Origin of the sequence: Massilia sp. CFBP 13721, from assembly GCF_014842025.1 — a bacterium.
Classification (GTDB): Bacteria; Pseudomonadota; Gammaproteobacteria; order Burkholderiales; family Burkholderiaceae_D; genus Telluria.
This window is the reverse complement of sequence record NZ_JACYUY010000028.1, coordinates 1-25,719: the sequence shown is the minus strand read 5'-3', so window position 1 is coordinate 25,719 and position 25,719 is coordinate 1. Positions and strand designations below refer to the sequence as shown.

General features: G+C 64.5%; 18 protein-coding genes. 5 read left to right on the top strand and 13 right to left on the bottom strand.

The features are described from left to right. Positions 1 to 11: 11 nt before the first annotated feature. The 3 genes from IFT60_RS21725 to IFT60_RS21715 all read right to left on the bottom strand — a co-directional run bounded on the left by IFT60_RS21725 (position 12) and on the right by IFT60_RS21715 (position 5,880). A complete protein-coding gene (locus IFT60_RS21725) occupies positions 12 to 1,073 on the bottom strand; it encodes a S66 peptidase family protein (protein WP_192055626.1) in 1,062 nt (353 codons plus the stop codon). An 88-nt stretch (positions 1,074 to 1,161) separates the two neighbouring features. Then, positions 1,162 to 3,912: a TonB-dependent receptor gene (locus tag IFT60_RS21720; RefSeq protein WP_192055624.1), complete on the bottom strand. Its 2,751-nt coding sequence runs from the start codon at positions 3,910 to 3,912 to the stop codon at positions 1,162 to 1,164. A gap of 180 nt (positions 3,913 to 4,092) precedes the next feature. Further along, positions 4,093 to 5,880: an ABC transporter substrate-binding protein gene (locus tag IFT60_RS21715; protein WP_192055622.1), complete on the bottom strand. Its 1,788-nt coding sequence runs from the start codon at positions 5,878 to 5,880 to the stop codon at positions 4,093 to 4,095. 228 nt (positions 5,881 to 6,108) lie between these two features. On the opposite strand from IFT60_RS21715, the gene IFT60_RS21710 reads away from it, so the two are divergent. The 3 genes from IFT60_RS21710 to IFT60_RS21700 all read left to right on the top strand — a co-directional run bounded on the left by IFT60_RS21710 (position 6,109) and on the right by IFT60_RS21700 (position 11,786). Next, positions 6,109 to 7,347 (top strand): spore maturation protein, encoded by a 1,239-nt coding sequence (locus tag IFT60_RS21710; RefSeq protein WP_192055620.1) that lies wholly within the window; start codon positions 6,109 to 6,111, stop codon positions 7,345 to 7,347. A 9-nt stretch (positions 7,348 to 7,356) separates the two neighbouring features. After that, on the top strand, positions 7,357 to 8,850 hold the full coding sequence (gene dacB / locus IFT60_RS21705) for a D-alanyl-D-alanine carboxypeptidase/D-alanyl-D-alanine endopeptidase (RefSeq protein ID WP_192055618.1): 1,494 nt from the start codon (positions 7,357 to 7,359) through the stop codon (positions 8,848 to 8,850). A gap of 482 nt (positions 8,851 to 9,332) precedes the next feature. Then, positions 9,333 to 11,786: a TonB-dependent receptor plug domain-containing protein gene (locus tag IFT60_RS21700; RefSeq protein WP_192055616.1), complete on the top strand. Its 2,454-nt coding sequence runs from the start codon at positions 9,333 to 9,335 to the stop codon at positions 11,784 to 11,786. Between the two features lie 19 nt (positions 11,787 to 11,805). Here the strand turns inward: IFT60_RS21700 and IFT60_RS21695 are convergent, their stop codons facing one another. From IFT60_RS21695 to IFT60_RS21650, 10 genes are all read right to left on the bottom strand, one after another. Then, a complete protein-coding gene (locus IFT60_RS21695; protein ID WP_192055614.1) occupies positions 11,806 to 12,435 on the bottom strand; it encodes a hypothetical protein in 630 nt (209 codons plus the stop codon). Between the two features lie 176 nt (positions 12,436 to 12,611). Then, a complete protein-coding gene (locus IFT60_RS21690; protein WP_192055612.1) occupies positions 12,612 to 13,232 on the bottom strand; it encodes a M15 family metallopeptidase in 621 nt (206 codons plus the stop codon). Beyond that, complete coding sequence (locus tag IFT60_RS21685; protein ID WP_192055609.1) at positions 13,229 to 14,134, bottom strand: LysR family transcriptional regulator; 906 nt, start codon at positions 14,132 to 14,134, stop codon at positions 13,229 to 13,231. The genes IFT60_RS21690 and IFT60_RS21685 overlap by 4 nt, the downstream gene beginning before the upstream one ends. A gap of 85 nt (positions 14,135 to 14,219) precedes the next feature. Further along, positions 14,220 to 15,209, bottom strand: a complete 990-nt coding sequence (locus IFT60_RS21680; RefSeq protein WP_192055607.1) for an N-acetylmuramoyl-L-alanine amidase — start codon at positions 15,207 to 15,209, stop codon at positions 14,220 to 14,222. 32 nt (positions 15,210 to 15,241) lie between these two features. Beyond that, the gene (locus IFT60_RS21675) at positions 15,242 to 16,159 is read right to left on the bottom strand and encodes a BadF/BadG/BcrA/BcrD ATPase family protein (RefSeq protein WP_192055605.1); all 918 of its coding nucleotides are present in this window, start codon (positions 16,157 to 16,159) and stop codon (positions 15,242 to 15,244) included. Between the two features lie 225 nt (positions 16,160 to 16,384). Next, positions 16,385 to 17,983: a glycoside hydrolase family 10-like protein gene (locus tag IFT60_RS21670; RefSeq protein ID WP_192055730.1), complete on the bottom strand. Its 1,599-nt coding sequence runs from the start codon at positions 17,981 to 17,983 to the stop codon at positions 16,385 to 16,387. A 34-nt stretch (positions 17,984 to 18,017) separates the two neighbouring features. Then, positions 18,018 to 19,163 carry an acyltransferase family protein gene (locus IFT60_RS21665; RefSeq protein ID WP_192055603.1) on the bottom strand — a complete coding sequence of 382 codons (1,146 nt, stop codon included), beginning with the start codon at positions 19,161 to 19,163 and terminating at the stop codon, positions 18,018 to 18,020. A 157-nt stretch (positions 19,164 to 19,320) separates the two neighbouring features. Next, a complete protein-coding gene (locus IFT60_RS21660; protein WP_192055601.1) occupies positions 19,321 to 20,586 on the bottom strand; it encodes an MFS transporter in 1,266 nt (421 codons plus the stop codon). A gap of 71 nt (positions 20,587 to 20,657) precedes the next feature. Then, positions 20,658 to 21,539: an N-acetylmuramic acid 6-phosphate etherase gene (gene murQ, locus IFT60_RS21655; RefSeq protein ID WP_192055599.1), complete on the bottom strand. Its 882-nt coding sequence runs from the start codon at positions 21,537 to 21,539 to the stop codon at positions 20,658 to 20,660. A gap of 103 nt (positions 21,540 to 21,642) precedes the next feature. Continuing rightward, positions 21,643 to 22,386, bottom strand: a complete 744-nt coding sequence (locus tag IFT60_RS21650; protein WP_192055597.1) for a GntR family transcriptional regulator — start codon at positions 22,384 to 22,386, stop codon at positions 21,643 to 21,645. A gap of 116 nt (positions 22,387 to 22,502) precedes the next feature. Here IFT60_RS21650 and IFT60_RS21645 point away from each other — a divergent pair, with 116 nt between their 5' ends. Continuing rightward, positions 22,503 to 23,831: a serine hydrolase domain-containing protein gene (locus IFT60_RS21645; RefSeq protein WP_192055594.1), complete on the top strand. Its 1,329-nt coding sequence runs from the start codon at positions 22,503 to 22,505 to the stop codon at positions 23,829 to 23,831. Positions 23,832 to 24,200: 369 nt separating this feature from the next. Beyond that, on the top strand, positions 24,201 to 25,436 hold the full coding sequence (locus tag IFT60_RS21640; protein ID WP_192055592.1) for a D-amino acid dehydrogenase: 1,236 nt from the start codon (positions 24,201 to 24,203) through the stop codon (positions 25,434 to 25,436). The last annotated feature ends 283 nt before the right edge of the window (positions 25,437 to 25,719 follow it).

Here is a 25,719-nt window from a genome sequence, read left to right as displayed (position 1 = left end):
AGGACAAGACCTCAGCTGACCGCCGGCTCCAGCAGCGTCACCGTCTGCCGTTCGGTATCGAGCGTGGCGCGGATCCCCATCGGAATCGTGAACTGGTCGCGGATGTGCCCGATCGAATAGCCGCTCACGGCCGGCACCGATAGCGGCTGCAGGTGAATGTCCAGGGTCTGGTCGAGGGTCAGCGAAATGTCTTCGTGCTCCGGCCCGCAATCCTCGCAGATGCCGACCATCACCCCGGCGGCTTTTGAAAAGCCGGCCGCCAGATCGAGCTGGGTCAGCCAGCGGTCGATCCGGTACGGCGCCTCGTTCACTTCTTCCAGGAACAGGAGGCTGTCCTTGAGATCGGCCGCGTAGGGCGTGCCGGCCAGCGCAGCGACCAGGCTCAGGTTGCCGCCCATGAGCGCGCCGGTGGCCGTGCCGGCGTGCACGGTGCGCAGTGCGAAATGGGGTTTTTCCAGCGCGCGCCGGCTGTTTTCCAGCGCCATCGGGATCGTGTAGCGCGGCTGCGGATCGGATAGCACCGCCATCATGTGCTCGACCGAGTAATCGGTCATGGTCGACGAGGCCACCGGCCCGTGGAAGGTCACCAGGCCGGCGTGCTTGTGGATCGCCAGGTGCAGCGCGGTAATGTCGGAGTAGCCCAACAGGATTTTCGGGTTGGCGCGGATCAGGGCAAAGTCGAGGTGCGCCAGCAGCGAAATGCAGCCGGAGCCGCCGCGGATCGGCCAGATCATCTTGATTTCCGGGTCGCCGAACATCGCATGCAGATCGGCCAAGCGCTGCGGCACGCTGCCAGCGTAATTGCCGTACACCGCGCGCAGCGACGCGCCTTCGCGCACGCGCAAGCCCAGCGCCTCGATGTTGCGGCGCGCCTTGGCGATCGATTTTTCGGTGGCATAGCCGCCCGGCGCGATCAGGGCGACGGTATCGCCCGGCTGCAGGCGCGGAGGTTTGATCAAGGGTTTTATCCTGGGTAAGGGCGTGCGGCGCCGGCGCGGCGCGGCGCCGGCGGGCAAGGGAAGCAGTGCGGCGGCCGCCAGCCAGGCCGCAAAGGCGCGCCGGCTGGTATTCATGGGACGCTCCTGGACGACATCGACATGGGTGAACAATAAAAAACCCGTGCCAGGCGCAGCCTGGAGCACGGGCGATCGTGACGGACAATCAGAAGAATTTGTACGTCAGGTTCAGGGTATAGGCGCGGCCGCGCGGATCGGCAACCCGCGGATCCCAGCCGGCACCGACGACGTCGTCGACGTTGTGCGCGGTGAACGGCGGATCGCGGTCGAACAGGTTCTGGACACCGAAGGTGATCGAAGTGTTCTTGAAACCTTTATAGGTCGTCGCCAGACCAAAACGCGTGTAGCTCGACACGTCCGGATCGAAGCCAGGCGGCGGCGTGCCTTTGCCGGCATTCGGCACCTGGTCCTTGTAGCCCGAGGCGAAGTTATTGCTCACCAGGACGTTCCAGTCGCCGCGCGTCACGCTGAAAGTGGCGCTGTGCTTCCAGCGCAGGTACAGGTCGCGCGTGAAGAACAGGCCGACGTATTCCTTGTAGGGCTGGCCTTCGATCTCGGCAAATTTAAAACTGTCGGTCCAGGTGCCGTCGAGGGTGGCGTTCCACTTCCAGCCGCCGTCGAACTTGCCGTCGCCGCGCAGGCCGAGGTCGATGCCGCGGGTCTTGGCGCCAGCCGCATTGATCCAGCCGGCCTGGATGTAGTTGATGGTGTCGTCCGGATTGCGGATGATGTTGCCGGCTAGTGCCACCGGATTCTGCAGCACGATGGTCGGCGTGCGGTTCAGGATCCGGTCCTTCATGTTGACCGCCCACCAGTCGAGCGACGCCGAGAAGCCCTTGAACGGTTCGATCACGATGCCGAAGGTGCCCTGCTTCGAGGTTTCCGGCTTCAGGTTCTGGTTGCCGCCCGACAGGTAGTCGAAGCGCTCGGGCGCGCAGAAGCGGGCATCGCCCGGATGGCGTGCGCAGCCTTCGGTATCGATCACGCCGCTCGACATTTCCTGCGGCAGTGCGCCGGTATACAGTTGGGTGAAGCTCGGCGCCAGGAAGCCCTTGTTTGCCGAACCGCGCAGCAGCAACCAGTTCGCCGGCTGGTAGCGGAAGGCGACTTTCGGATTGGTGGTGGCGCCGATCACGCTGTAATCGTCGCGGCGCACGGCCAGCTGCAGTTCCAGCTCGGTCGTGACCGGCACGATGAACTCGGCAAATACCGCTTTTACGTCGCGCGTGGCCTTGGGCAGGTTGGCGTTACCCGGCGACAGCAGGATCGGTTCGGCCGCCACATCCTGCGTGTACAGGTAGCTTTCGCGGCGCAAGTCGAAGCCGGCTGCCATCGCCAGCTTGCCGGCCGGCAGATCGAACAGTTCGCCCGACACGGTGCCGTCGAGCTGGGTCATGGTCGTCTTGCCGGTCTGGAAGGCGCCGCGGTACTTGGTGCGTTCGATCGCATCCATGGCCGCTTGCGTCTGGCTGCCGTCGAGCGACCATGGGTTGACGATGCCGCTGCCCAGCACGTTGTAGAAATCGCGGGTGTAGGCGTAGCCGTCGAGCAGCTCCATGTGCGAAGTGCTTTGCGCTTTCGACAGGCCGACCTTGTAGTCCCAGTTGCGCAGCGTACCTTCCATGCCGATCAGCAGGCGGCCGCTTTCGGTCGTGTTTTCCTGCGTGCGGTTGCCGAGCGGGTTGGCACGCCATTTATAGATGATCGGCAGGTTGCGGTTGAAGCTCGGAATGAAGGGCGTCAAGTCCTGGTAGTACGGACCGCCGACCGGATAGGCGTTGCCGGCGGCAAGCGTGGTCGAGATCTGGGCCGGGGTCAGGATCGAGATCACCTGCGAGCGCGAACCGATCGCCTCGGCGAACAGTTTATGGCCCGGCGCCAGCTTATAGGTGCCGCGCAGCAGCAGGTTCGCCTGTTCCGAGGGCGACTGCATCACGTAGTCGCCGCCGTAGTCGTACGAGCAGGAATAGGTCGAGCGCAGCGGCGAGGTTACGTCCTTCCACAGTGCGCTCTGGTACTGCGACATGCCTTCGACCGTATCGCACTTGCCCTGGAAGCTCAGCGGATTGGCTTGCAGGTAGGTGGTGCCGTCACGCACGAAACCGGTGCCGAGCGCGGTGCCGGCGCCGGTCAGCTGGTTGGCGTAAGGAGTGCCAGTGGTGTCCGGCGACAGGCCGCGCTCGGGCTGGAAACCGTTGGCGAAGGCGCGCTGGCGCGATTCCAGCTTTTCGTTCTTGGTAAACGACACCGTGCCCATCACATTAAAACCGTCGTTGTCGAGGTCGCCGGTACCGACGATCAGCGAGCCGCGGTGGATATTGCCGCCGCCGGCCTCGGTGACGTTCGTATACGCCGACGCTTCCGCGCCCTGGTAATCGGTTTTCAGGATGATGTTCATCACGCCACCGATCGCATCGGTGCCATAGATGGCCGAGGCGCCATCCTTCAGGATCTCGATGCGGGCGATGGCCGCCATCGGGATCGAGTTCAGGTCGACCGCCTTGCCGCTCTTGCCGTGGGTCGGCGCGCGGCGGCCGTTGACCAGCACCAGGGTGCTGTTCGGTCCCAGGCCGCGGAACGAGGCGAAGGATGCGCCGCCGCTGACGCGGTCGGCGTCCGGGCCGAACACGTTGTTGCCCGAGGTCGGGTTGTCGGCGCCGGTACCGTTCGCCGAAATCATGCTCATCAATTGTTCGGCGGAAGTGATGCCCTGCTTTTGCAGGACATCGGCACTGATCACCTGCACCGGCAGCGCGCCTTCCTTGGCGACCCGCTTGATGCTCGAACCCGTGATCTCGACGCGTGCCATCGGGGTATTTTGTTGCAATTCCTGTGCAACCGCCGGGCTCACCGCCCCGATCAGGGCAATCAGATGGGCAATTTTCTTCAGCTTCACGCGTCTCTCCTAAGGTTTCCGTCGATCTTCACACTGGGCGGCGTGTGTTTTTATAGGCAATGCATGGCATTGCCCTATGGTCATTTCGAGACTACGCCCGCCATCAGGGCGCCAGCCAATGAAATAACTGGCGAGAAGTATAACTAAGAGGAATATTTATAAGAGGAAATCTCACGCTTTCTAACGCGGCTGCCCGGACAAGCGTGCCCTTTGCGCAACATCCACATCCAGATAACGCCAGGATGTAAACGCCACCGGGTGACGCTTGTAGTTTTTTAGCCACGGATGCCGGATATCGGCCGACACCGCATGGGTCAACGGCACCCAGGGGTTGTAGGCATGGATCAGCTGGTTCATCTCGACATACAGGTGTTGCCGCGCCGGGCCATCGGTCAGCGCACGCGCCCTTTCGTAGCGGACGTTATAAGCGGGCAAATTAAAGCGGGCATAGTTGGCGCGGCCAGCGTTCGGGCCGTACAGCAACTGGTAAAAATTGTCGCCGTCGGGGAAGTCGGCGATCCAGTTACTTTCGAACATCGTTACCTTGCCCAGGCGCGAAGCCTTGATGATTTCCGTCTTCTTGTCCGACTTGAAGACCACGCGCAGCCCGATCGAATTCAGGCATTTACGCCACAGCTCGTCGCGCAGGCGGCCACCGACCGTCGCTTCGCTGTGCATGGTGAGCGTGAATGGCTTGCCATCGGGCGCGCGCCGGAATCCCTCGTGGTCGCGCCGGCCGTAGCCGTGGCGGTCCAGTAAAGCGTTGGCCAGGGCCGGGTCGTAGGGCACCGGGCTGCGGTATGCCGGGTCGTAGCCGAGCACGTTCGGCGGCAGCGGCGACTCGGCCTTGATCGCAAAGCCCTTCTTTAACAACGCGATGTCTTCCGCACTGTTGTAGGCCAGAGAAATCGCGCGGCGCAGGGCGATCCGGTCCTTGCTGTAGCCACCCAGCAGCGGATCGTTCATGTTCATCCACATGTAATACGTCTGCAGCACCGGGAAACGCGACAGCTGCATGCCGCGTCTGGTCAACTCCGGTTTCAGCTGGCCATCGCGGATCACCATGTCGGTCATCGATTCGGGCACTTGCTCGAGGTAGTCGTATTCGCTGTTCAAGAAGCCGAGCAAGCGGCCCTGGAATTCCTCGGCAATTTTTACCTCGACGCGGTCGACGCGCGGCAGGCGTTTGCCCTGCAAGGCGGCGGCGATCGCCTGGTCTTGCGGGTCTGGCCCGGGCGTGGCGCTGAACACGGCCGTCGAATACGGATTGGCCAGCAGCACGATGCGGTCGCTTCGCTTCCATTCGCCAATCATGAAGGGGCCGGTGCCGACCGGGTGGTTTCCCGCCTGGCCCGGGTAGGCCTCGATCACTTCGCGCGCCACCACGCTCGAAGCCGGTGTCGCCATATAAAACAGGAAATTGTTGTCGGGTTCCTTCAGGCGGATGCGCAGGGTATAGCGGTCGAGCGCCTGCAGGCCGGGGATCGCCGTGTCATGGCTGAATGTCTTCTTGAGCGCTTCGTCGCCCTCGAGCTTGCCGTCGAACATGTACGACCAGGGCGATTTGATGGCCGGGTCGTACAGGCGGCGGATGCTGTAGACGTAATCCTGCGCCGTCATCTCGCGCTTGATTCCTTTAAAAGCCGGGTCGGGCGTGAAATGGATGCCGGGACGGATGCGGAAGGTATAGGTGCGGCCGTCGGCGCTGATGGTCGGCATCGCGCTGGCCGTGTTCGGCTGCAGTTTGACGGGGCGCGCCAGGTAGTCGTAGCGCAGCAGCGGGTCAAACAGATTTTCCAGCAGGGACAAGGTGGCAATATCCGAGGCGGCGGCCGGGTCGAGGCCGGTTTCGCTGGTGGACAGGAACATGTGCAGCACTTTGTCGCCGCCTTGCGGAGTCACGGCCGGGGCGGCGCCGGCGGCGCCGGCAGCAAGCAGCAAACTGAAAAACGCGGCGCGAAGTGTCATGGTGCAAGTCCTGGTTGAGCGTTGCGTATGATAGGCGCGCAGCCTGCCGCAAGCAAACCCACCCTGCGCTCATAACTTTTCTGCATGGCGCGGCTGCATTCTTTCATCCTTGCACCTTGCTCTGCGCCTATACTCTCCGCTGCACAATCGTGCGATTTGCCGTGACTTCGTCTGCGGCGTGAACTTTGCGGCGTCAAGCATGACCCCGCCCGCTTATCGGACTGACCCATGGCATTGAATTACATCTGGACTGGTTTTTTCCTCGTCGGCTTCGTCGCAGCATTGGCCCAATGGCTGTTTTTGGGTGACAGCGAAATTTTCAAACGCGTCATCGATGGCACCTTCAGCTCGGCGAAGATGGCGGTGATGGACATCGCCCTGCCCTTGGCCGGCGTGATGACCTTGTGGCTCGGCATCATGAACATCGGCGAAAAGGCCGGCGCCATCAACCTGTTCGCGCGCATCATCGCCCCCTTCTTTTCGCGCATCTTCCCCGGGGTGCCGCGCGAGCATCCGGCAAATGGCCACATGGTCATGAATTTTTCGGCGAATATCCTCGGGCTCGACAATGCCGCCACCCCGTTCGGCCTGAAGGCGATGGAAAGCCTGCAAACGCTCAATCCGCGCAAGGACGAGGCGAGCGATGCCCAGATCATGTTCCTGGTGATCCAGACCTCGGGCCTGACCGTGATTCCACTGGCGATCATGGCCCAGCGCGCCATCCTCGGCGCCGCCAACCCGGCCGATATCTTCATTCCGACCCTGATCGCCACCTTCTGCTCGACCTTCACCGGCATCGTCGCCGTCAGCCTGCGCCAGCGCATCAACCTGCTCGACCCGGTCGTGTTCGGCTGGATCGGCGGCCTGACGGCGATCATCGGCGCCCTCGTGTTTTATCTCACCAATTACCTGGCGAAATCGGAGATCGAGCTGGTGTCGGTGGTGGCCGCCAACCTGATCCTGTTTTCGATCATCGCCGCTTTCATGGTCGCGGCGCTGCGCAAGGGCGTCAATGTCTTCGAAGCCTTTATCGAGGGCGCCAAGGGCGGCATCGAGACCTCGCTGAAGATCATTCCCTACCTGGTCGGCATGCTGGTCGCCATCAGCGTGGTGCGCAATTCCGGCATCCTCGGCCTGATCGTCAGCGGCTTCAGCTGGGTGTTCACCCAGCTGGGCCTGCCGACCGATTTCGTCGGCGCCCTGCCCACCGCACTGATGAAACCGCTGTCGGGCAGCGGCTCGCGCGCGATGATGATCGATGCGATGACGACCTATGGCGTCGATTCCTTCGTCGGGCGCCTGGCCTCGATCCTGCAGGGCGCGGCCGACACCACCTTCTATATCGTTGCCCTCTACTTCGGCTCGGTCGGCATCCGCAAGACCCGTTACGCCATCGGCTATGGCTTGCTGGCCGACCTGGCCGGTGTGATCGCCGCCATTTTCGTCGCTTACCTCTTCTTTGGCTAAAGGATGCGCATGCTTCGTCACCTGACCCTCGCCGCCGCCCTGCTCGCCTGCTTGCAGCATCAGTCCCAAGCACGCGCGCAGGCCCAGTTGCCGGAACCGGTGGCGCAGCTGCTGGCGCTGAACGGCATGACGCCGGACGCCCTCAGCGTGCTGGTGCTGCGCGGCGACCAGGTCGTCGTGGCGCACCTGGCCGAACGCCCGATGCAGCCGGCCTCGACCATGAAGCTGGTGACGACCCTGGTCAGCCTGGAACAGCTGGGTCCGGTATTTCGGGGCCGCACCGAGCTGCTGACCAACGGCGAACTGGATAATCAAGGCGTGCTGCAAGGCGACCTGGTGCTGCGCGGCGGGGCCGATGCCGACCTGTCCGGCGAGGTGCTCGTCAACATGCTGCGCGCGCTGCAGCTTGCGGGCATCAAACGGATCGCCGGCAACCTGGTGCTCGACCGCAGCCTGTTCCAGCCGGCGCGCACGGACGTCAACGTGCCGCCGTTCGACGAGTCGCCCGAAGCCTACTACAACGTCATTCCCGACGCGCTGCTGGTCAACAAGAACATGCTGCAGCTCGACATGCGCTCGACGGATAAACGCCTGCGGCTGGACATGCAGCCGGCGCTGGCCGGCGTCACCGTGACCTCGAACATGACCCTGGTCGACGCCGATTGCGCTAGTTGGGAAAGCGGCTGGAAGCTGCCGCAAACGGTGCGCACGGCAGACGGCATCAAGCTCGTGCTGCAAGGGACCTATCCGAAAAACTGCGCCAGGACCAACAGCATAAACGTGCTCGAGCGCGACGACTATATCGACGGGCTGTTCCGCCTGACCTGGAAGCAACTGGGCGGCAAATTCACCGGCAAGACGCTGACCGGCACGGCGCCATTGGATGCGCGCCTGCTGGCCGAACACCGCGCGCGGGCGCTGCCGGAAGTCGTGCGCGATACCAACAAACCCTCGGACAATGCGCTGGCGCGCACCCTGTTCCTGAGCCTGGGTTCGCTGGAAGCGGACCCGCTGCTGGGCAGCCGGCCGCTGCCGCCGCTGGCGGACCAGACCACCTATGCCCGCGCCGACGGCGCCATCCGCAGCTGGATGCGCGCGCATGCGATCGACGACAGCGGTTTTGTCATCGAAAACGGTTCCGGCCTGTCGCGCATCGAACGCATCAGCCCGCTGCAGATGGGCGCCTTGCTGCGCGCCGGCCTGCGCAGCAACTGGGCGCCAGAATTTTTGGCGAGCATGCCGATCGCGGCCATGGACGGCACCATGCGCCGGCGCCTGAACGGCAGCCCGGCGGCCGGCCGCGCGCGTTTGAAAACGGGGACGCTGCGCAATGTCGTCGCCGTGGCCGGCTATGTGCCGGATGCGAACGGCGTGCAGAACGTGGTGGTGGCGATGGTCAACGACGAACGCGCCGGAGAAGGGCGCGGGCGGGCCGTGGTCGATGCGCTGGTGGATTGGGTGGCGAGGTCGGGGGTGGTGGCGCCGGCGGCTACGCAACCGTAGCTTTTTTAAAACCGTTGACCGTTGCGTAATGTAGGGTGGACTCCCGAGTCCACGCGTTTACCGTTCGACTTGTGTTAACTCAACCGTGGTGGCTAATCTCGGATCGGTATTCTGGCAGTAGTAGTGGCTAGAGGCGCAAGCGTCATGCCAGCGCCGCACCGCGTGGACTCGGGAGTCCACCCTACGCACTTCGAACAGCGTCAGCGATGTGCCGGCAGCACGACGCTGATCGCATTCTCATCTGAAATTCCACTCGGAATTTCACACTTTGCGGAAGCTCAACCAATCGAGCTTACTGCCTTTTCTCTTGCTCCGCACACAATATTGCTGCATTGACACGAAAATACAACGCTCATGCAAGGCGCGTTGTATGGACATCGGCCAATTGTTAATATGAATTGTACGCATGGAAACATATCCACGCGTTATAGGTTTGTATTGCCGAGTGATTCGCATCTTCGCATATCAAGAAAAGAGAAAACATGACGAGACCTGCTGCCTGCCACCCTTTCCGACAAACCCTGCTTGCGACCGCCTTGCTGGCTGCGCTCTCCCCTGCCAGCGCGCAGGAAGCCACCAGCACCAGCGCCGACGACAGCAATCCGGCCCGCGTCGTCGTGCTCGGTTCGCGTTCGAGCGCCAAGACCGCGCTCGATACGGCGGCGCCGGTGGGGCTGATCAATGCCAAGGACATGCAGACCGCCGGTCCGTTGGAACTGGGTAAACTGCTGCAGACGCTCGATCCTTCGTTCAATTTCTCGACCACCTTCATCAGCGACGGCACCGATATCATCCGCCCCGCCACCCTGCGCGGCCTGGGGCCGGACCAGTTGCTGGTGCTGGTCAACGGCAAGCGCCGCCACCAGCAGGCACTGGTGAATGTGCAGCAAACCATCGGCCGCGGCTCGGCCGGCACCGACATCAATGCGATCCCGCTGTCGGCCATCAGCCACATCGAGGTGCTGCGCGACGGCGCCGCCGCCCAGTACGGGTCGGATGCGATCGCCGGCGTGATCAACATCGTGCTCAAATCGCAGGTCAAGGAAACGCAGGTGAGCAGCTCGATCGGCACCACCTCCGAGGGCGACGGCGACATGATTTCGGCCAGCGCCAATACCGGGTTCGTGATCGGCGACGGCGGCTTCGTGAACCTGTCGGCCGAAGGGCGGCGCCGCAACGAGACCAACCGCGCCGGCGTCGACAGCGCGCGCGTCGATCCGCCACGCGTGACCCAGCGCATCGGCGACAGCCTGGCCAAGGATGCCTTCCTGTGGGTGAACGCCGGCCTGCCGATCGACAAGGACCGCGAATTCTATGCCTTCGGCGGCGTGTCGCGACGCACGGGCGACTCGGCCGGCTTCTACCGCACCGCCGACGATGCGCGCAACGTGCCCTCGGTCTATCCCAACGGTTTTCTCCCGAATATCATCACCACCGTCAAGGATGCGTCGTTCGCGGTCGGCTATCGCCACGCGCTGCGCAACGACTGGAAGTTCGATGCCAGCGTGAACCACGGACGTAGCCAGCTCGCCTTCCACGAGCGCGAGTCGATCAACATCAGCTACTGGTACGAACCGCGCCCGGGCGGCGGCATCTATGCCGAGTCGCCCCTGGAAGCCGATACCGGCACCCTGAAATTCAACCAGACCACGTTTAATGCCGACCTGCGCGGCCCGATCGACCTGGGCGGACGCGAGGTGTCGCTGGCGGTGGGCTTCGAATACCGCACCGATAACTACAAGATCGAAGCCGGCGACCCGGTCTCCTACCAGTACGGCCGCACCAACAATCCGGCCATCGTGATCCGCGACCAGGCCGGCGGCATTGCCGCCTCGGGCGCCCAGGGCTTCCCCGGCTACACGCCGGCGACCGCAGTCGACGATGGCCGCCACAATATCGCCCTCTACATCGACGCCGAACACAATCTCACGGAGCAGCTGCTGGTGGCCGGCGCGGTACGCTATGAGCGCTACTCGGACTTCGGCAGCACCACGACCGGTAAACTGTCGATGCGCTACGACCCGTCGCGCACGGTAGGCTTGCGCGGCAGCATCTCGACCGGTTTCCGCGCACCGTCGGTGCAGCAAAAATTTTACAGCTCGGTCTCGACCAACCTGAACGCGGCCGGGGTGCTGACCGAAACCCTGACCGCGCGCGAAGGCAGCGCCGTCACGCGCGCCTTCGGCATCGCGCCGCTGAAGGAAGAGACCTCGAAAAACGCCAGCATCGGCATCGTGCTGCGGCCGATGCAGAACCTGTCCGTCACCGCCGACCTGTACCGCATCGACATCGACGACCGCATCGTCTTCTCGAGCAACATCGCTCCCGAAGCCGGCGCCGGCCCGATCCGCGCCATCCTCGATCCGCTGCGGGTCGGCCAGGCGCAGTTCTTCACGAATGCGATCGACACCAGCACCGACGGTTTCGATCTCGTGGCCGAGCACACCACGCGCTGGCCGGGTTCGACCCTGGTACTGTCGGGCCAGCTCGGTTTCAACAAGACCGAAGTCAAGGCACGCCGCTCGCAGTCGCCCGTACTCACCGGCACCCAGCTGTTCGACGACACGCAGGTGACGCTGATCGAACGCGGCCAGCCACGCCAGCATCACGTGATCGCCGCCGACTACACCACCGGACCGTGGAACGTGAACACCCGCGCCAGCTATTTCGGCGAGGTGCAGGGACAGGGTTTTACGCCCGGCTTCATCCAGACCTGGGAAGCGAAATGGCTGGTCGACCTGAGCCTGCGCTACGCCTTTACCAAGCGCCTGAGCCTGGCCGTCGGCGCCAACAACCTGTTCGATACTTATCCGACGAAGTGGGACCCGGTGCGCGCGGCACCGTTCCCGCAACTGGGCTTTACCCATTGCTGGGAAACCTGCCCGATCGGCATCAACGGCCGGCAAATGTATGCCAGGGCTGACTGGGCGTTCTAAGCCCCCGGGGCACGCAGCGTCAAGGTTTCGACGCCTGCGTGCCGGCCGGCGCCGCTTCCAGCCAGGGCGCGCCGGACACGTCCGGTTTCGCTTCGACCAGCGCCACCTGCGCCCTGGTCGATTCGCGGATCGTGCGCACGACGTCGAGCATGGTCTTTTCGGCGAATTTTTCCGGGGTGCCGAGCACCATGCCGGTGGCGCGCCGCGGCCATTCGAGCCATCCCCCCTCCTTTTTGGTAAAACCGGCGTACATGTCGAGGTGGTAGCCGGTTTTATAGGCGTACAGGCAGGCGACGATGTGCATGTCCTGGCCGCCACGCACGTCGGGACGCGCCTTGGCGGTCCAGGTGGCGCCGTCGCAGCTAGGTCCGCGCGCGGCGCCGGGGGCGTCGGCTAATTTAAAACGGCCCGGCTGGTCGAGCACCTCGGCCGTTTCCGGCAGCGGCGTGGCCAGCGTGGCATTGCTGATGTTGCGGCTGATGCCCTCGCTGGCGGCGCGCACGACGGCGGGAGGCGGGGCGTCGGTCTTGATGTCGAACACCCGCACGTATTCGACCGTCCGGTCCTGCGAGGCGAAGATCTCGCCCGCGCCCGTGCTGCAGCCCGCCAGCGCCGTTCCCACGGCAGCAGCCAATATGAATCGTTTCATTGCGCACCTCTCCTGTCCGTTGGAAGAATGGTATTGCGCGAAAGAAGGAAGTAGACCCCGGAAGCGGACTCGTCAAGCCATGCGATCAATCTCTCGTCAATACCAATCGATTGTCCGGGCCAGAACAGAGAGAAATGCTGAGAAAACTCAAGTGTGCGCGGGAGCGCGGCAACGTCTCACAGCACGCGCTGGAAGGTGCTGCGTACACGGTCGCGGTCGCCGCAATCGAAATGCCACCATTCGGTCGTGATGCCGACGAAGCCGGCGTCGAACATGGCGCCGCGCAACAGGCGGCGGTTGCCAATTTGCTGCTCGCTCAGTTGTCCGGCGGAGAGAAAACCGTCCTCCAGCGCCGGGTGCGACAGGTCGGTCATGTCGTCGAAACCGGTGCCCATGTCGAGTTCGCGCCCCTGCGGATCGAGGATGGTGACGTCGAGCGCCATGCCGTAGGAGTGGATCGAACCGCGCGCCGGATTGGCGAGGTACATCTGCAGGCCGGTGCCGGCCAGCGCATCCCACAACTGCTGCTGCACGCGCTGAGGACGCAGGGCGTCGAGCACCAGCAGGGTATAACCGGGCGCCTGCGCGGCCAGCCAGGCCACCGCCTTTTCCAGGGCCGCGGCCGCTTCGACGTGGAGCCAGGCGCAATCGAAGGGAGAATATAAATCGCGCCCGACGAAATTATTCGTGCCGGCATAGCGCAGGTCGACCGCGATGCCGGCGATCGACGCCAGGTGGCGGAAGGCGGCGCTGGCGGCGATGTCTTCGCTGGCCAGCGTCAGGCCCGGACTACTCATGCGCCTACCCCGTCGAGGCAGGCGCGCGCGGTGGCGCCGATGCAATTGGCCAGTTCGCGCGCGCCGTGCGACAGCGGCGCGTGGTTCGCGGTCAGCAGGAACAATTGAACCGGGATCGCCGGCGCCCACTGGCGGCGCTGCACCTTGTCGGATGCCGCCGAGGCTGCCGTAAACGGGTCGACCACGGCCGTGCCCGCGCCCGCTTCGACCAGCGACCGGGCAATCTGGTAGGTCTGCACCACGGTGCGAAACACCGGCTGCACGCCCTGCGCTTCGCAGGCGGCGACGACAATTTCTCCGAGGGGGTCGTTGTCGGCCAAGCCGATCAGTTCTCCGCTCAGTCCCTCGGCGCCGATCGGCTGCGTGCACTCCATCTCGCTCCAGGTACCGGCGGGCGCCATTACGGTGAGTACGCCCTGGGCGATCGGTTCGGCGACGATGCCGGGGTGGCGCGGGTCTTGCAGCGACAAGGCCAGGTCGGCTTCGCCCAGGCGCAGCGCGTTGACGATCTCGCTGGTGTGGTAGGTCGCCAGTTCGCAGCGGGTCTGCGCGAAATCGCGGCGCCAGGCCGTCATCGCCTGCGGCAGCACGCTGATCGCCAGCGTCGGCGTCGACACCAGGCGCACCGTTTCCACCGCCCGCCCTTTCAGGCTGGCGGCGAGGCGGCGGATGCCTTGCAGGTCACGGTTGAGCTTTTCGGTTTCGGCGAACAGGCGGTGCGCTTCCGGCTTCGGATACAGTTTTCCGCGCACGCGCTCGAACAGCGGCATGCCCAGCTGCAGCTCGGCATGCTGCAGCACCTTGGTGACGGCCGGCTGCGAGATGTGCAAGACCTGGGCGGCACCGCTGATGGTGCCGACCTGCATGATGGCGTGGAAGACTTCGATGTGGCGCAAGCGCATGGTTCAATCCCTCAAAGGCCCATGCAAAGTGGGCAGGCCGAAGGATACAGGGAAACGCAATGCGCGGCGACCGTCACTGTGGGCCTTATGCAACCGGCGGCGTGTTCGGCGGCGTGTACGGCACCGGGGTCGGCGGCGCCGGTGGGGTGGCGGGTTGCACGGGTTGCGGCTGCACCGGCTGCGTCGGCTGCGGCTGCACTGGCTGCAACGGTTGGATCGGCTGAGCCGGTTGCTCCGGCTGCACCGGACGCATTTCCGGAATCGGCGCCGGCGGCACCGGCGGCAGCGGTGCGTTGGCCGGCGTGGTCAGCACTTCCAGCATCGCCGCGGTTTCCGCATCCGGTTCGCCGGCAATGTTCGCCGGGCGGTATTTCATCTGGAAGGCGGCGATCACGGTTTTGGTCGGCTGGTCGAACAGGCCGGTCTGGGCCAGTGCGAAACCGTGGCTGGCCAGCTTCTTCTGGAACCAGGCCGCATCCGGGGTCTGGACATCGAACACCTGGCGCACGGCGGCGACGCGGTTGGCGTCCGGCCATACCACCAGGCCCGCCTGCGCCAGCTGGTACCAGGGGAACAGCGGCCCCGGATCTTGCTTGCGCAGCGGCGCGATGTCGCTGTGGCCGACGACGTTTTCCGGCAGGATGCCGTGCCGCGCGACGATATCCTTTACCAAAGGAATCAGCGCGTCGATCTGGGTTTGCGGGAATGGCGCATACACCCGGCCTTGCGGCGTGTCCTTCCAGCCGGCATTCACGATCTCGATGCCGATCGAGCTGTTGTTGAGCTGGGTGTAGCCGCGCCAGCTTGAGTTGCCGGCGTGATAGGCCGAGCGGGTTTCGTCGACCAGGCCATAGACGGTCGGGCTGGTGTCATCAGTCAGCAGGTAGTGGGCGCTGACCTGCTGCTGGGTCAATATCTTGATCGAGGCCGGCTTGTCGGCGACCGTGTAATGCAGCACCAGGAAGCGCACGCGGCTGGCCTGGCCCTTGGCGGTATACGTTTTATCGATGCCGCCTGGTGCGGTGGCGCAACCGGCCAGCAAGGCAATCAGGAGGGTAGCTGCTAGGGATTTCATGGCGGTCCGTTCAGTTCAGTTCAATATAAATATCAGGTAATGGCAGCGGCGTTGCAGGCGGCCAGGCGGGCCGCGGCGTGGTGGGCGCGCATCTCGGTATGGGTGACGCTGGTAGCGGGCGGCAGGCTGGCGCGCATGCTGGCCGCAATCGCCGGGTGCAGGCCGGCGGCGCGGCCGCTGAGCACCACCGGACGCGGGCCGAAGCGGCGGATCAGGGCGCCGGCCAGGCGGCCCAGTTCGCGCCCGGCTTCGTCCAGAATCGCGGCGGCGGCCGGGTCTTGGGCGGCGCTGGCGGCCACCGCCAGCGCCAGTTTGCCGACTTCGCCGCGCTCCTGGCCGTAGATGAACTGGCGAGAATGGGCCCAGTCCGATCCGCCGACCTGCGCGAACACGGCGCGCGCCATGGCCGATTGCTCCCAGCTGCCGGGCGCTTCGTCTTCCAGGCGCCAGATGTGGCGCAGCGCCTCGCGCGCGATCCAGAAGCCGCCGCCGCCATCGTCGAGCACGACGCCGCGGCCGCCGGCGCGGTGAAAGCTTCCGTCGCCATCGATAAAGGCGCCGATCGAGCCGGTGCCGGCGTACACCAGGTAGCCCTCGCCGGGATTGAAACTGGCGCGGTAGGCGATTTCGATGTCGTTGCACATGGCGATCGCGCCGGGCGCAATGCCGAGCAGTTCGGCCAGCCAGCGCGTCAATTGGTCGCCGTCGCCGCCGAACCCGGTGAGGCCGGCGCGTACCCGGGCCGGGCGCGCATGCATCAGCACGTCGCGCGCGAGATCGGCAAAGGTGGCGTGCACGCTGGCGCGGCCGTCGGGCTTCGCCATTTGCAGGGCCGACAGCCCAGCTACCGTGCCCTCGGCCAGGACCGCACCGTCGGGCGCAGCCAGTGCCCAGCGGGTCTGGGTGCCGCCGGCGTCGATACCAAGGCCGATGTCAGGTGGATACAGCATGCGTGAAAATATATGAATACAATTAATGAATCAGACCACGAATATATGAACAACCGTAATTAATCCGCGAGAGACGTAGGGTGGGCACCTTGTGCCCCGCGTTACGGATGGATCCTTTATCTGCTGCAGTGACTATTCGCTCGCACCGTATGCAAGAAACGCACGTAACGCGTGGGCACGGGTGCCCACCCTACGGTATACATCGGCAAACGATCAATTACGCGCTTACGGTTTGCCCCACACCTGGATGCGGTCACTTTCGATGCCGAGGCGATCCACCGCCGCCACGAACACCGCGTCCACCGCGCCCAGCTGCGCATCGTCTTCCACCTTCCAGTCGACCTTCGAGGCCGGCACGACCGTGAATTTCCACTCGTCGCCATGGCGCGCCCACACCGTGTATAGCGCGTTCGATTTGCCGGCCGCCAGTTTCAGGTCGACACCTCGACCGCTGCGCACCGCTTTTACGCGCGGCAGGCCCGGTTTCACGTTGCCGAGCCAGGGCGTGGCCGGCACCAGCGCCGGCGTGGCGTACGAGCCCGTGCTGAGCTGGTCGGTGATGCCTTTGCGGTTCTGCATCAGGGCGATCATGCTGAAGTGTACGTGACCGCCGGCTTGCGGGCGCGCACGGGTCGATGCGATCTGGTCGACGATTTCCTGCGGCGGATACGCCTTGGTCGGTGCGCCGATGCGGCTGGTGAACAGGCCCGGCCACAGGTGGCGGCCCTGCGTGTTCTGGCCGATCCAGTAATCGAGCAGCACGTCATACGCCTGCGGCGCCTGGCTGCGTGCCCAGTACAGCTGCGGCGTGAAATAGTCGAGCCAACCCTTTTGCAGCCAGAGTTCCGCGTCCGCATACAGCTTGTCGTACTGCGAAAAGCCGGCGATGCCCGGCGGGCGCCGGTCCGGACGGCCCAGGCCAAACGGACTGATACCGAAGCGCACCCAGCTTTTTTCGCGGTGGATGCCCTGGTACATATCTTTAATTAACTCGTTCACGTTCTGGCGGCGCCAGGATGCACGATCGAGCTTGCCGCCACGGGCGAGGTAGCGCTCCCAGGACGGCGTATCCGGAAAATCGAGTTCGCCCTTGGCCGGCGGCTTGCCGTCCAGCGCGGCTTCGTTGCCGGCCACACTGACGCTCGCTTCGATCGGGTAAGGATAAAAATAATCGTCGATGTGGACGCCGTCGATGTCGTAGCGGCGCACCACGTCGAGCACGACGTCGAGGGTCTGCTTCGAGGCCGATTCCTCGCCCGGGTCCATCCACATGAATTTGCCGTAGCGTTTTACGGCGGCCGGATTCGAACGGGTGATGTGGTTCGGCGCGGCCGGCGAGCGGGCGCCGTCGTGGCGTGCGCGGTAGGGGTTGAACCAGGCATGCAGTTCGAGGCCGCGCGCATGCGCCTCCGTCACCCAGAATTTCAGCGGGTCATACCAGGGCTGCGGCGCCTGGCCCTGGGCGCCGGTCAGATATTCCGACCACGGTTCCAGCGGCGAGGCATAGATGGCGTCGGCCGACGGGCGCACCTGCAGCACGATCGCATTCAGATTCATGGCCTTGGCGCGGTCGAGGATGGCGATTGCCTCGGCCTGCTGCTGCGGCGCCTTCAGATTTTGCCGGCTCGGCCAGTCGATGTTGGCCACCGTCGAGACCCAGGCGGCGCGGAATTCGCGCGGTGCGGCGGGCGGCAGCTTGCCGCTGGCGTGGATCGTCCCCTTCGGCGCCGTCGCCACTTTCAGCGGCGTGGAACAGCTCGCCAACAAACCGCTCAGGGCCAGCATGCCCGCCATCCCGCCCAGCGCAAACGCGCGTTTCTTCATATCTGCCACTACCGCTCCCTAGCTCTCGTAAATTTCATACTTTGACAAACCAGCGCCGGCGCCACATGGCCCATGCCAGCGCGAACATGCAGGCGTTGAACAGCAGCGCGTACAGCAGCGAGGTGTTTACAGCGCCCAGCGGCAGCGCGCGCAGCGGCGCGTACAGCATGCGGCCCAGCGCTACCTGGCTGCCATCGGGCTGCGCCAGTTTGATAAAACCGAACATCTTTGCCACCAGTCCCGAGAAGGCAAAAATGAACAGCGCATTCATGCCGTAGATCCGCAACGGCGTGCTCCAGCGCGCCGCCGCCCGGCGCACGGCCGCATGTGGATTCGCGTCGAGCAGCCAGAAGAAGGCGCTGAATAGTAGCAAAGCCCAGCCCGTCATCAGGAAACAATAGGATGGCGTCCACAGGCTTTTGTTGATCGGCATGAGCACGGCGTCGCCGACCGCACCGAGCCAGAGGAACAGCAGCCCGGCCAGCAGCAGCCAGACGGTTTGCTCGGTACGCGGCAGCGCAGTCAATAAAAAGCGTCCCGCCAGCACGCCGAACAGCTGGCTGCACAGGGCCGGCAAGGTACTAAATAAACCTTCCGGATCCCAGGTTTTCGATTGCACCCACATGTGGCCATCGAGCAGCATGCGGTCGATGTACGCCCCAAAATCCTTGCCCGGTTCCAGCACGCCGGCGCCGATGCCGGGCACCGGATACAGCAGCATGGGCGCGCTGTACAGGGCAAGCAGCGCCGCGATGACGGCCAGCTGCATGCGCCAGCCGCAGTAGACGACGATCGGCGCGGCCAGCAGCGTGCACAGGGCGATGCGCTGCAGCACGCCGGGAATGCGCACGGTGTGAAAATTGAAATAAGGGATCAGATTCAGCAGGAAGCCGATCAGGAAGATCAGGCAGGCGCGTTTTGCCAATTTTAATAGCAACTGCGGCTTGTCGACGCCCTGGGCAGCGCGGCGGCCCAGAGAAAACGCCATCGACACGCCGCCGATGAACAGGAAGAAGGGGAAGATGGTGTCGGTGAAGGTCCAGCCGTGCCACTTGGCGTGGGCCAGGGGACCGTACAGGTGGCTCCAGTCGCCGGGGTTGTTGACCAGGACCATGGCGGCGATGGTGAAACCGCGAAAGGCGTCCAGGGAGTCCAGGCGGCCGGGGGCGAGTGTCTGCATTATTCTTATCGTGTTCGATATGCATGCGTGCGTTGAACGCGTGGGCAGGAAACCTGCCCACCTTACGTCGCTTCGATCTACGTTACGGCTGAGCGGAGGAACGTAAGGTGGGCGGGTTCCCCGCCCACGCGTTCAAACCTTGCACGCATCCAGGCGACTACTTCTTCCCAAACTCCGGATCAATCTTGACCAGCGCCGCCATCACGAACGCCGGAATCGTCGCAATACACACCCAGATAAAGAAATTCTTATACCCCAGGTATTCCTGCAAATCCCCGCTCCACATGCCCGGCACCATCATGCCCAGCGCCATCAGGCCGGTGCAGATCGCATAGTGCGCGGTCTTGTGTTCGCCATCCGCCACCATGATCATGTACAGCATCATCGCCGTGAAACCGAAGCCGTAGCCAAACTGCTCGATCGCGAGGAATAGCGACACCAGGTAGACGCTGGTCGGCTGCGCCTGCGACAGGTAGACGAACACCAGGTCGGGCAGGTGCACGGCAAACACCATCAGCCACAGGCAGCGCTTCAGACCCAGGCGCGAAATCAGGTAGCCGCCGGCCAGGCCGCCGAGGGTCAGCGAAATGATGCCGACCGTGCCATAGGCCCAGCCGTACTGGGCGGTGGTAAGGCCCAATCCTCCCTTTTCCAGCGGATCTTTCAAAAAGGGCGCCACCAGCTTTAATAACTGCGCTTCGCCCAGGCGGAAGGTCAGAATAAAGCCGAGGATCAGCCAGATGTCGCGCTTGCGGAAGAAGGAGATAAACGTGCCGAAGAATTCGCGCAGCGGGTTGGCGCCGGCCTTGACGGCGTGGTCGGCTTCCGGCACCGGCAGCATCAGCTGGTGCCAGGCAAAGGCGGCGGCGAATACGGCGGCCAGCACGAAGAACACGATCGACCAGGCCTGGTGCGCGTCGCCCAGCGACACCGACAGATAACCGGCCAGCACCACCAGCGGCCCCTGCCCGGCCAGCGTCGCCAGCCTGTAAAACGTGCTGCGCACGCCGACGAAGGCGGCCTGGTCTTTCTGGCGCAGGCCGAGCATATAAAAGCCGTCGGCCGAGATGTCGTGGGTGGCGGAACTGAAGGCCATCAGCCACATGACAGCCAGGCTGACGGCAAAGAAGGCGGGCAGGTGCAGTACCGTGCCCACCGCCACCAATGAGGCGGCCACGACCAGTTGCAGCAGCACCGTCCAGCGCCGCTTGGTGCCGAACATGTCGACCACGGGCGACCACAGCGGCTTGATGACCCAGGGCAGGTACAACAGGCTCGTATAAAACGCGATGTCGGAATTCGAGACGCCCAGGTCCTTGTACATGATGACCGACAGGCTCATCGCGACGACATAGGGAATGGCCTGGGCAAAGTACAGCGACGGCACCCACAGCCACGGACTTTTCGCTTGAGAAGTTTGCATAACGCTTTCGTGATCGGGCAAAAGGGAGCGCCAGCCGGATGCCCGGCTGGGCAGCATCTACCGCGCCACGGTTATCCGGCCAACGCTTGACGCACGCTGCCGCGTGCGGCCTCAAGCAAGGCCCGTGCTTGCTCGACATCGGTGTTCCTGGACAAGGCCACGATCGCGGTCTTGACGTGGAAATCGCATTGTTCCAGCACCGCGCGCGCCGCAGCTTCGTCGGCGCCTGTGGCAAAGGCGGTCAGGCGGATGGCGCGGCGCACCAGCTTGGCGTTGGTGGCTTTCAAGTCTACCATCAGGTTGCCATAAACCTTGTTCAAACGCACCATCAAGGCACTCGAAAAAGTGTTCAAGGCAATTTTTTGCGAGGTCCCGGCCTTGAGACGCGTGCTGCCGGAAATGACCTCCGTGCCGGTATCGAGGGTGACGCCGATCTCGGCTTCGGTGGCGACCGGCGCGTCGACGTTATTCGCAAAGCCGATCGTCAGCGCACCCACCGCGCGCGCGGCGCGCAGGGCGCCCAGCACGTAGGGCGTGGCGCCGGAAGCGGCCACCAGCAACACGACATCGTCGCGCGTCACGTTCACCGAGCGCAGGTCGGCCGCGCCCTGTTCCAGATCGTCTTCGGCGCCTTCGACGGCGACGAACATGGCGTCGTTACCGCCGGCCAGCAGGGCGACGGCACGGCCATGCGGCCAGGAGAAGGTCGGATACAGTTCCACGCTGTCGAGCACACCCAGGCGGCCCGAGGTGCCGGCGCCGACATACACCAGGCGCCCGCCCGCCTCCACCCGCGGCAGTGCGGCGGCGACGGCGGCGGCAATGCGCGGCGCGGCGGTGCGCACGGCATGTACTGCATTCATCTGGTCGTCCACCAGCACATTCACCAGGTCCGCAGTGGGGTACTGGTCGAGCAGGGCGTGGTCCTGGGCTGGGGTTTCGGTTTTCAGCATGATGGCGGTCCGGCGCGAGTATCGATAAAACCAGTGTAATACCAATTGAGCAAGACTTCCCATGAAAGGAAGGGCCAGCGTCATTCCATCAGGTTATGCCGGCTTAGTTTTTCGCCCGGCGCAGTTCGGCGACGAAATCATAGTAATCGCTGCGGCAATACGAATGCGTCAGTTCCACGGCCACGCCCGATTCCAGGTAGCCGACGCGCGTGATGAACAGCACCGCCTGCCCTTCCGGCACGCCCAGTTGCTGCGCCAGCGCCAGCGGCGCGTTCATGGCGCGGATGTGCTGCAGCGCGCGCACCGGCACCTGCCCGCCGCGTTCCAGGTGCGCATACAGCGAACGGTCGACGGCCGCCGGATCGGGCAGCACGCTGGCGGGAATCACGCTGGTTTCATGGGCCATCACCACCTCGTCGGCCAGGCGCAAGCGCTCCAGGCGCGCCACCCGCGCGCCGGGCGACAGACCCAGCGCCAGCTGCTCGTCGGCGTCGGCCGCCACCACCTCGCGTTTCAGCCAGCGCGAGTTCGGCGTATAGCCGCGCTGCTGCAACTGCTCGGAAAAGCTCGACAGGGTCGACAAGGGCTGTTCGATGCGCGGCGCAATGTAGTTGCCGGACCCGCGCCGGCGCACCACCAGCCCCTGCTCGACCAATTGATCGATCGCTTTACGGGCCGTGACGCGCGAGACGCCCTGCTGCTCGGACAGCGTGCGTTCCGAGGGCAGCGCCTGGTCGGCCTGGTAGCGGCCCTCGCGCACGTCCTGCATGAGTTTGCGCGCCAGCTGCAGGTACAGCGGCGAATTGTCGTTGAGATCGATTTTGAAGTCGACGGTGGCCTGGTTCATGTTCTGGGAGAGGAAAGCGGTCAGCGCCAGTGTAAAGGGAGCGCGGGCTGCACAGGCGGAAAATTGTTCGAATGCATAGCTTATGATGTGGCAAACACGTCGTGAAGGGAGACAGCATGAACAGGAGAACGGTGCTTGGACTGGCGTTATATGGCACCTCGTTTGGCACCTTCCAGCCGCTGCTGGCCGCGGTGCCGAGCGACGGCGCCAGCCGCCACGCGGCGCTCGAGCGCGAACTGGCCGCCATCGCCGCCGACCCGGCCTGTACCCTGGCCAGCCTGTCGGTGCTGGCGATTTGCGCCGGCAAGGTCGTCTACGAGGGCCAGTTCGGGCGGCGCCGGATCGGCAACGGCGCAGGTCCGGATTTGCCGGCGAACCGGGACACCCTGTATCGGATCGCCTCGGTCTCGAAAATGGTCACCACGCTCGGCCTGATGCGCCTGGCTGAAGAACATCAACTCGATCTCGATGCCGACGTCGCGCGCTACCTCGGTTTCAGCTTGCGCAATCCGCATTTTCCCGAGCGCGCCATCACCCTGCGCCACCTGCTCACCCACACGTCCTCGCTGCGCGACGATGCCGGCTATTCGTTCCCGGCCGGGACCGCATTGCGCGCGTTCGTCACGCCGGAGGCGCGCCTGTATGGCAATGGCGCGATGTGGGCGACCAAGGCCGGCCCCAGCGACTATTTTACTTATTGCAACCTCGGCTGGGGGGTGATCGGCACCCTGATGGAACGCGTCGGCGGCGAACGTTTCGATCGCCTGATGGCGCGCCTGCTGCTGCAGCCGCTCGGTTTGCAGGCCGGCTACAACCCATCCGCACTGGCACCGGCGGCGCTGGATAATCTTGCCACCCTGTACCGCAAGCGCACGCTCGACACCGAAGTCTGGGATGCGGCCGGTCACTGGATTGCCCAGGTCGACGATTATCACGACAAACCGCCGCCGCCCGCCATCGAGCGCTACGTCATCGGCGAGAACGCCACGCCCTTCAGCCCGACCGGCGGCCTGCGCATCTCCGCGCGCGATCTCGGCACCCTCATGCTGATGCTGATGAACGGCGGCCGCCACGACGGCCGCCAGATCCTGGAACCCACCACCCTCGCGCGCATGTTCGCGCGCCAGTGGACCGCCGACGGCGCGGGCGCCAACGGCGACACGATGAACGGCTTCTTCAATGCCTGGGGCCTGGGCAATGCCCAGTTCCCCGACCAGCCGGGACGGCGCCTGGTCGAAGGCGGTTTCGACGCGGTCGGCCACCTGGGCGACGCCTATGGCTTGCGCTCGGTATTCGCGGCGGACCTGAAACGCCGTAACGGCATGATCGTGCTCACCGGCGGCAGCTCGAGCGACCCGGGCGTGCAACAGGGCACGTACTCTGCACTGGCGCGGTACGAGGAGCGCATATTGACGAGCATGTTCCGGCATGCGATCGCCGGGTGAGCCAGGTTTTTTCCAAGAACGAAGCACAGACCTGTACGGGGTCATCGAGGCCAGTGGCCTCGATGACGGGTTCACCGGGCGGCTATACCGAGGTGCATGCCTGCCCGCTGCCTGCACGCCGCCCACGCGTTCAACCACCCTGTGAAACCTCGCGACGAATCACCGGCTGGTTGAACGCGTGGACGGCGCAAACGCCGCTGGCCTGCAAACGAATGAGATATAGCCGTCCACCCTACGTCTGAGCATCATTCTCACGCATATCCCGTTTCTCATGACTGCCGGTTATGGCGTGACGTGTCACTTTCATTGGCCGTGCGCGCCGCCTGCCCCTAAGCTGTTCGCCCATGACAGCAAAATAACGGTACAGGGATGCAGCAAATAATCGTCATTGGCGGCGGCGTGGTGGGCCTGACGTCGGCCTGGTGGCTGCTCGAGGCCGGCTTTGGCGTGACCGTGGTCGAGCGCGCGCCGGAAGTGGCGACAGGGGCCAGCAACGCCAATGGCGGCCAGCTGAGCTACCGCTACGTCTCGCCGCTGGCCGACGCCGGCGTCCCCTTGAAAGCGATTGCCTGGCTGTTCCAGGAACACGGCCCGCTGCGCTTCAAACCCGAACTCGACCTGCGCCAGTGGACCTGGCTGGCCAGTTTTCTCGGCCAGTGCACGGCCGGCGCCAACCGCCGCACCACAGCGAAATTGCTGGAACTGGGAGAACTCTCGCGTGCCGGCATGAAGCAACTGGAACACATCGTCTCGCCCGACGATTTTGCGTGGCGTGATGCCGGCAAGCTGGTGGTGTACCGCTCCGCCAAGGTGTTCGAGCAGGCGGCCGGCAAGGCCACCGCCGGCGAAATCTGGAGCGGCGCCGAATGCGCCGCGCGCGAACCGGCACTGGCGGCAGCACGTGCGCAGCTGGCCGGCGGCATTTATAACGGCGGCGAAGCGGTAGCGGATTGCCACGCCTTTTGCGTGGCGCTGGCCGAACGGGTGCGCGTGCATCCGCGCTTCAAAGGGTTCGTGCAGGCCGAGGTGACGCGGATTGCCGCCACCGGCGGCAAGGTGGTGGGCCTGGACACGAATGTCGGCGCCATCGGCGGCGACGCCTTTGTGCTGGCCGCCGGCATCGAGAGCCGCAACCTGGCCGCGTACGCCGGCGTCAAATTGCCGCTGTATCCCCTGAAAGGCTACAGCCTGACGGCGCCGATCCGCCCGGGCGACACCGCGCCCGAGATCAGCGTGACCGACTTCGAACGCAAGGTGCTGTATGCGCGCATCGGCGACAAGTTGCGGGTGGCGGCGATGGTCGACATGGTGGGCGAGGACCTGACGCTGACCGCGAAACGCATCGGCAGCCTGACGCGCCAGGTACGCGCCACCATGCCGCATGCGGCCGACTACGACCGACTGTCCGCCTGGGCCGGCCTGCGTCCGGCGACCCCGAACAGCGCCCCGCTGATCGGCGCAACATCCCTGTCGAACCTGTGGCTGAACGTCGGCCACGGCCCGCTCGGGTTTACCTTTGCCGCCGGCAGCGCGCGCGTGCTGGCCGACCTGATGCGCGGTAAAGCGCCGCCGTTTGCGCTCGACATGCTGGCGCTGAAGCGCTGAACCTGGCCACGCTGTCCGAATTTCGTTGATCGTAGGGTGGATTCGCCACTGAAGCCACTGGCTTCAATGGCTCCACGCGGTACGACGTATGCATATCGACATGCCCGCACATCCTCGGAGCGCGTGCGCCCGGAAGTTTTGCATGGCGTTGCGGTATGCAAACGGAAAGCCGTGGACGGAGTCCACCCTACGAATTAACGACATTCGAACATTGGGCGTTAAGCCTGGCCACACTGCCCGCGTTGCATTAACCGTAGGGTGGACTCCGTCCACGCGGTACGAC

Coding starts and splice junctions, on each gene's coding strand:
- IFT60_RS21660 (WP_192055601.1), bottom strand. CDS start 20,586: ATGCAAACTTCTCAAGCGAAAAGTCCGTGGCTGTGGGTGCCGTCGCTG.
- dacB (WP_192055618.1), top strand. CDS start 7,357: ATGCTTCGTCACCTGACCCTCGCCGCCGCCCTGCTCGCCTGCTTGCAG.
- IFT60_RS21710 (WP_192055620.1), top strand. CDS start 6,109: ATGGCATTGAATTACATCTGGACTGGTTTTTTCCTCGTCGGCTTCGTC.
- IFT60_RS21695 (WP_192055614.1), bottom strand. CDS start 12,435: ATGAAACGATTCATATTGGCTGCTGCCGTGGGAACGGCGCTGGCGGGC.
- IFT60_RS21670 (WP_192055730.1), bottom strand. CDS start 17,983: ATGAAGAAACGCGCGTTTGCGCTGGGCGGGATGGCGGGCATGCTGGCC.
- murQ (WP_192055599.1), bottom strand. CDS start 21,539: ATGCTGAAAACCGAAACCCCAGCCCAGGACCACGCCCTGCTCGACCAG.
- IFT60_RS21715 (WP_192055622.1), bottom strand. CDS start 5,880: ATGACACTTCGCGCCGCGTTTTTCAGTTTGCTGCTTGCTGCCGGCGCC.
- IFT60_RS21650 (WP_192055597.1), bottom strand. CDS start 22,386: ATGAACCAGGCCACCGTCGACTTCAAAATCGATCTCAACGACAATTCG.
- IFT60_RS21640 (WP_192055592.1), top strand. CDS start 24,201: ATGCAGCAAATAATCGTCATTGGCGGCGGCGTGGTGGGCCTGACGTCG.
- IFT60_RS21680 (WP_192055607.1), bottom strand. CDS start 15,209: ATGAAATCCCTAGCAGCTACCCTCCTGATTGCCTTGCTGGCCGGTTGC.
- IFT60_RS21675 (WP_192055605.1), bottom strand. CDS start 16,159: ATGCTGTATCCACCTGACATCGGCCTTGGTATCGACGCCGGCGGCACC.
- IFT60_RS21685 (WP_192055609.1), bottom strand. CDS start 14,134: ATGCGCTTGCGCCACATCGAAGTCTTCCACGCCATCATGCAGGTCGGC.
- IFT60_RS21725 (WP_192055626.1), bottom strand. CDS start 1,073: ATGAATACCAGCCGGCGCGCCTTTGCGGCCTGGCTGGCGGCCGCCGCA.
- IFT60_RS21690 (WP_192055612.1), bottom strand. CDS start 13,232: ATGAGTAGTCCGGGCCTGACGCTGGCCAGCGAAGACATCGCCGCCAGC.
- IFT60_RS21645 (WP_192055594.1), top strand. CDS start 22,503: ATGAACAGGAGAACGGTGCTTGGACTGGCGTTATATGGCACCTCGTTT.
- IFT60_RS21665 (WP_192055603.1), bottom strand. CDS start 19,163: ATGCAGACACTCGCCCCCGGCCGCCTGGACTCCCTGGACGCCTTTCGC.
- IFT60_RS21700 (WP_192055616.1), top strand. CDS start 9,333: ATGACGAGACCTGCTGCCTGCCACCCTTTCCGACAAACCCTGCTTGCG.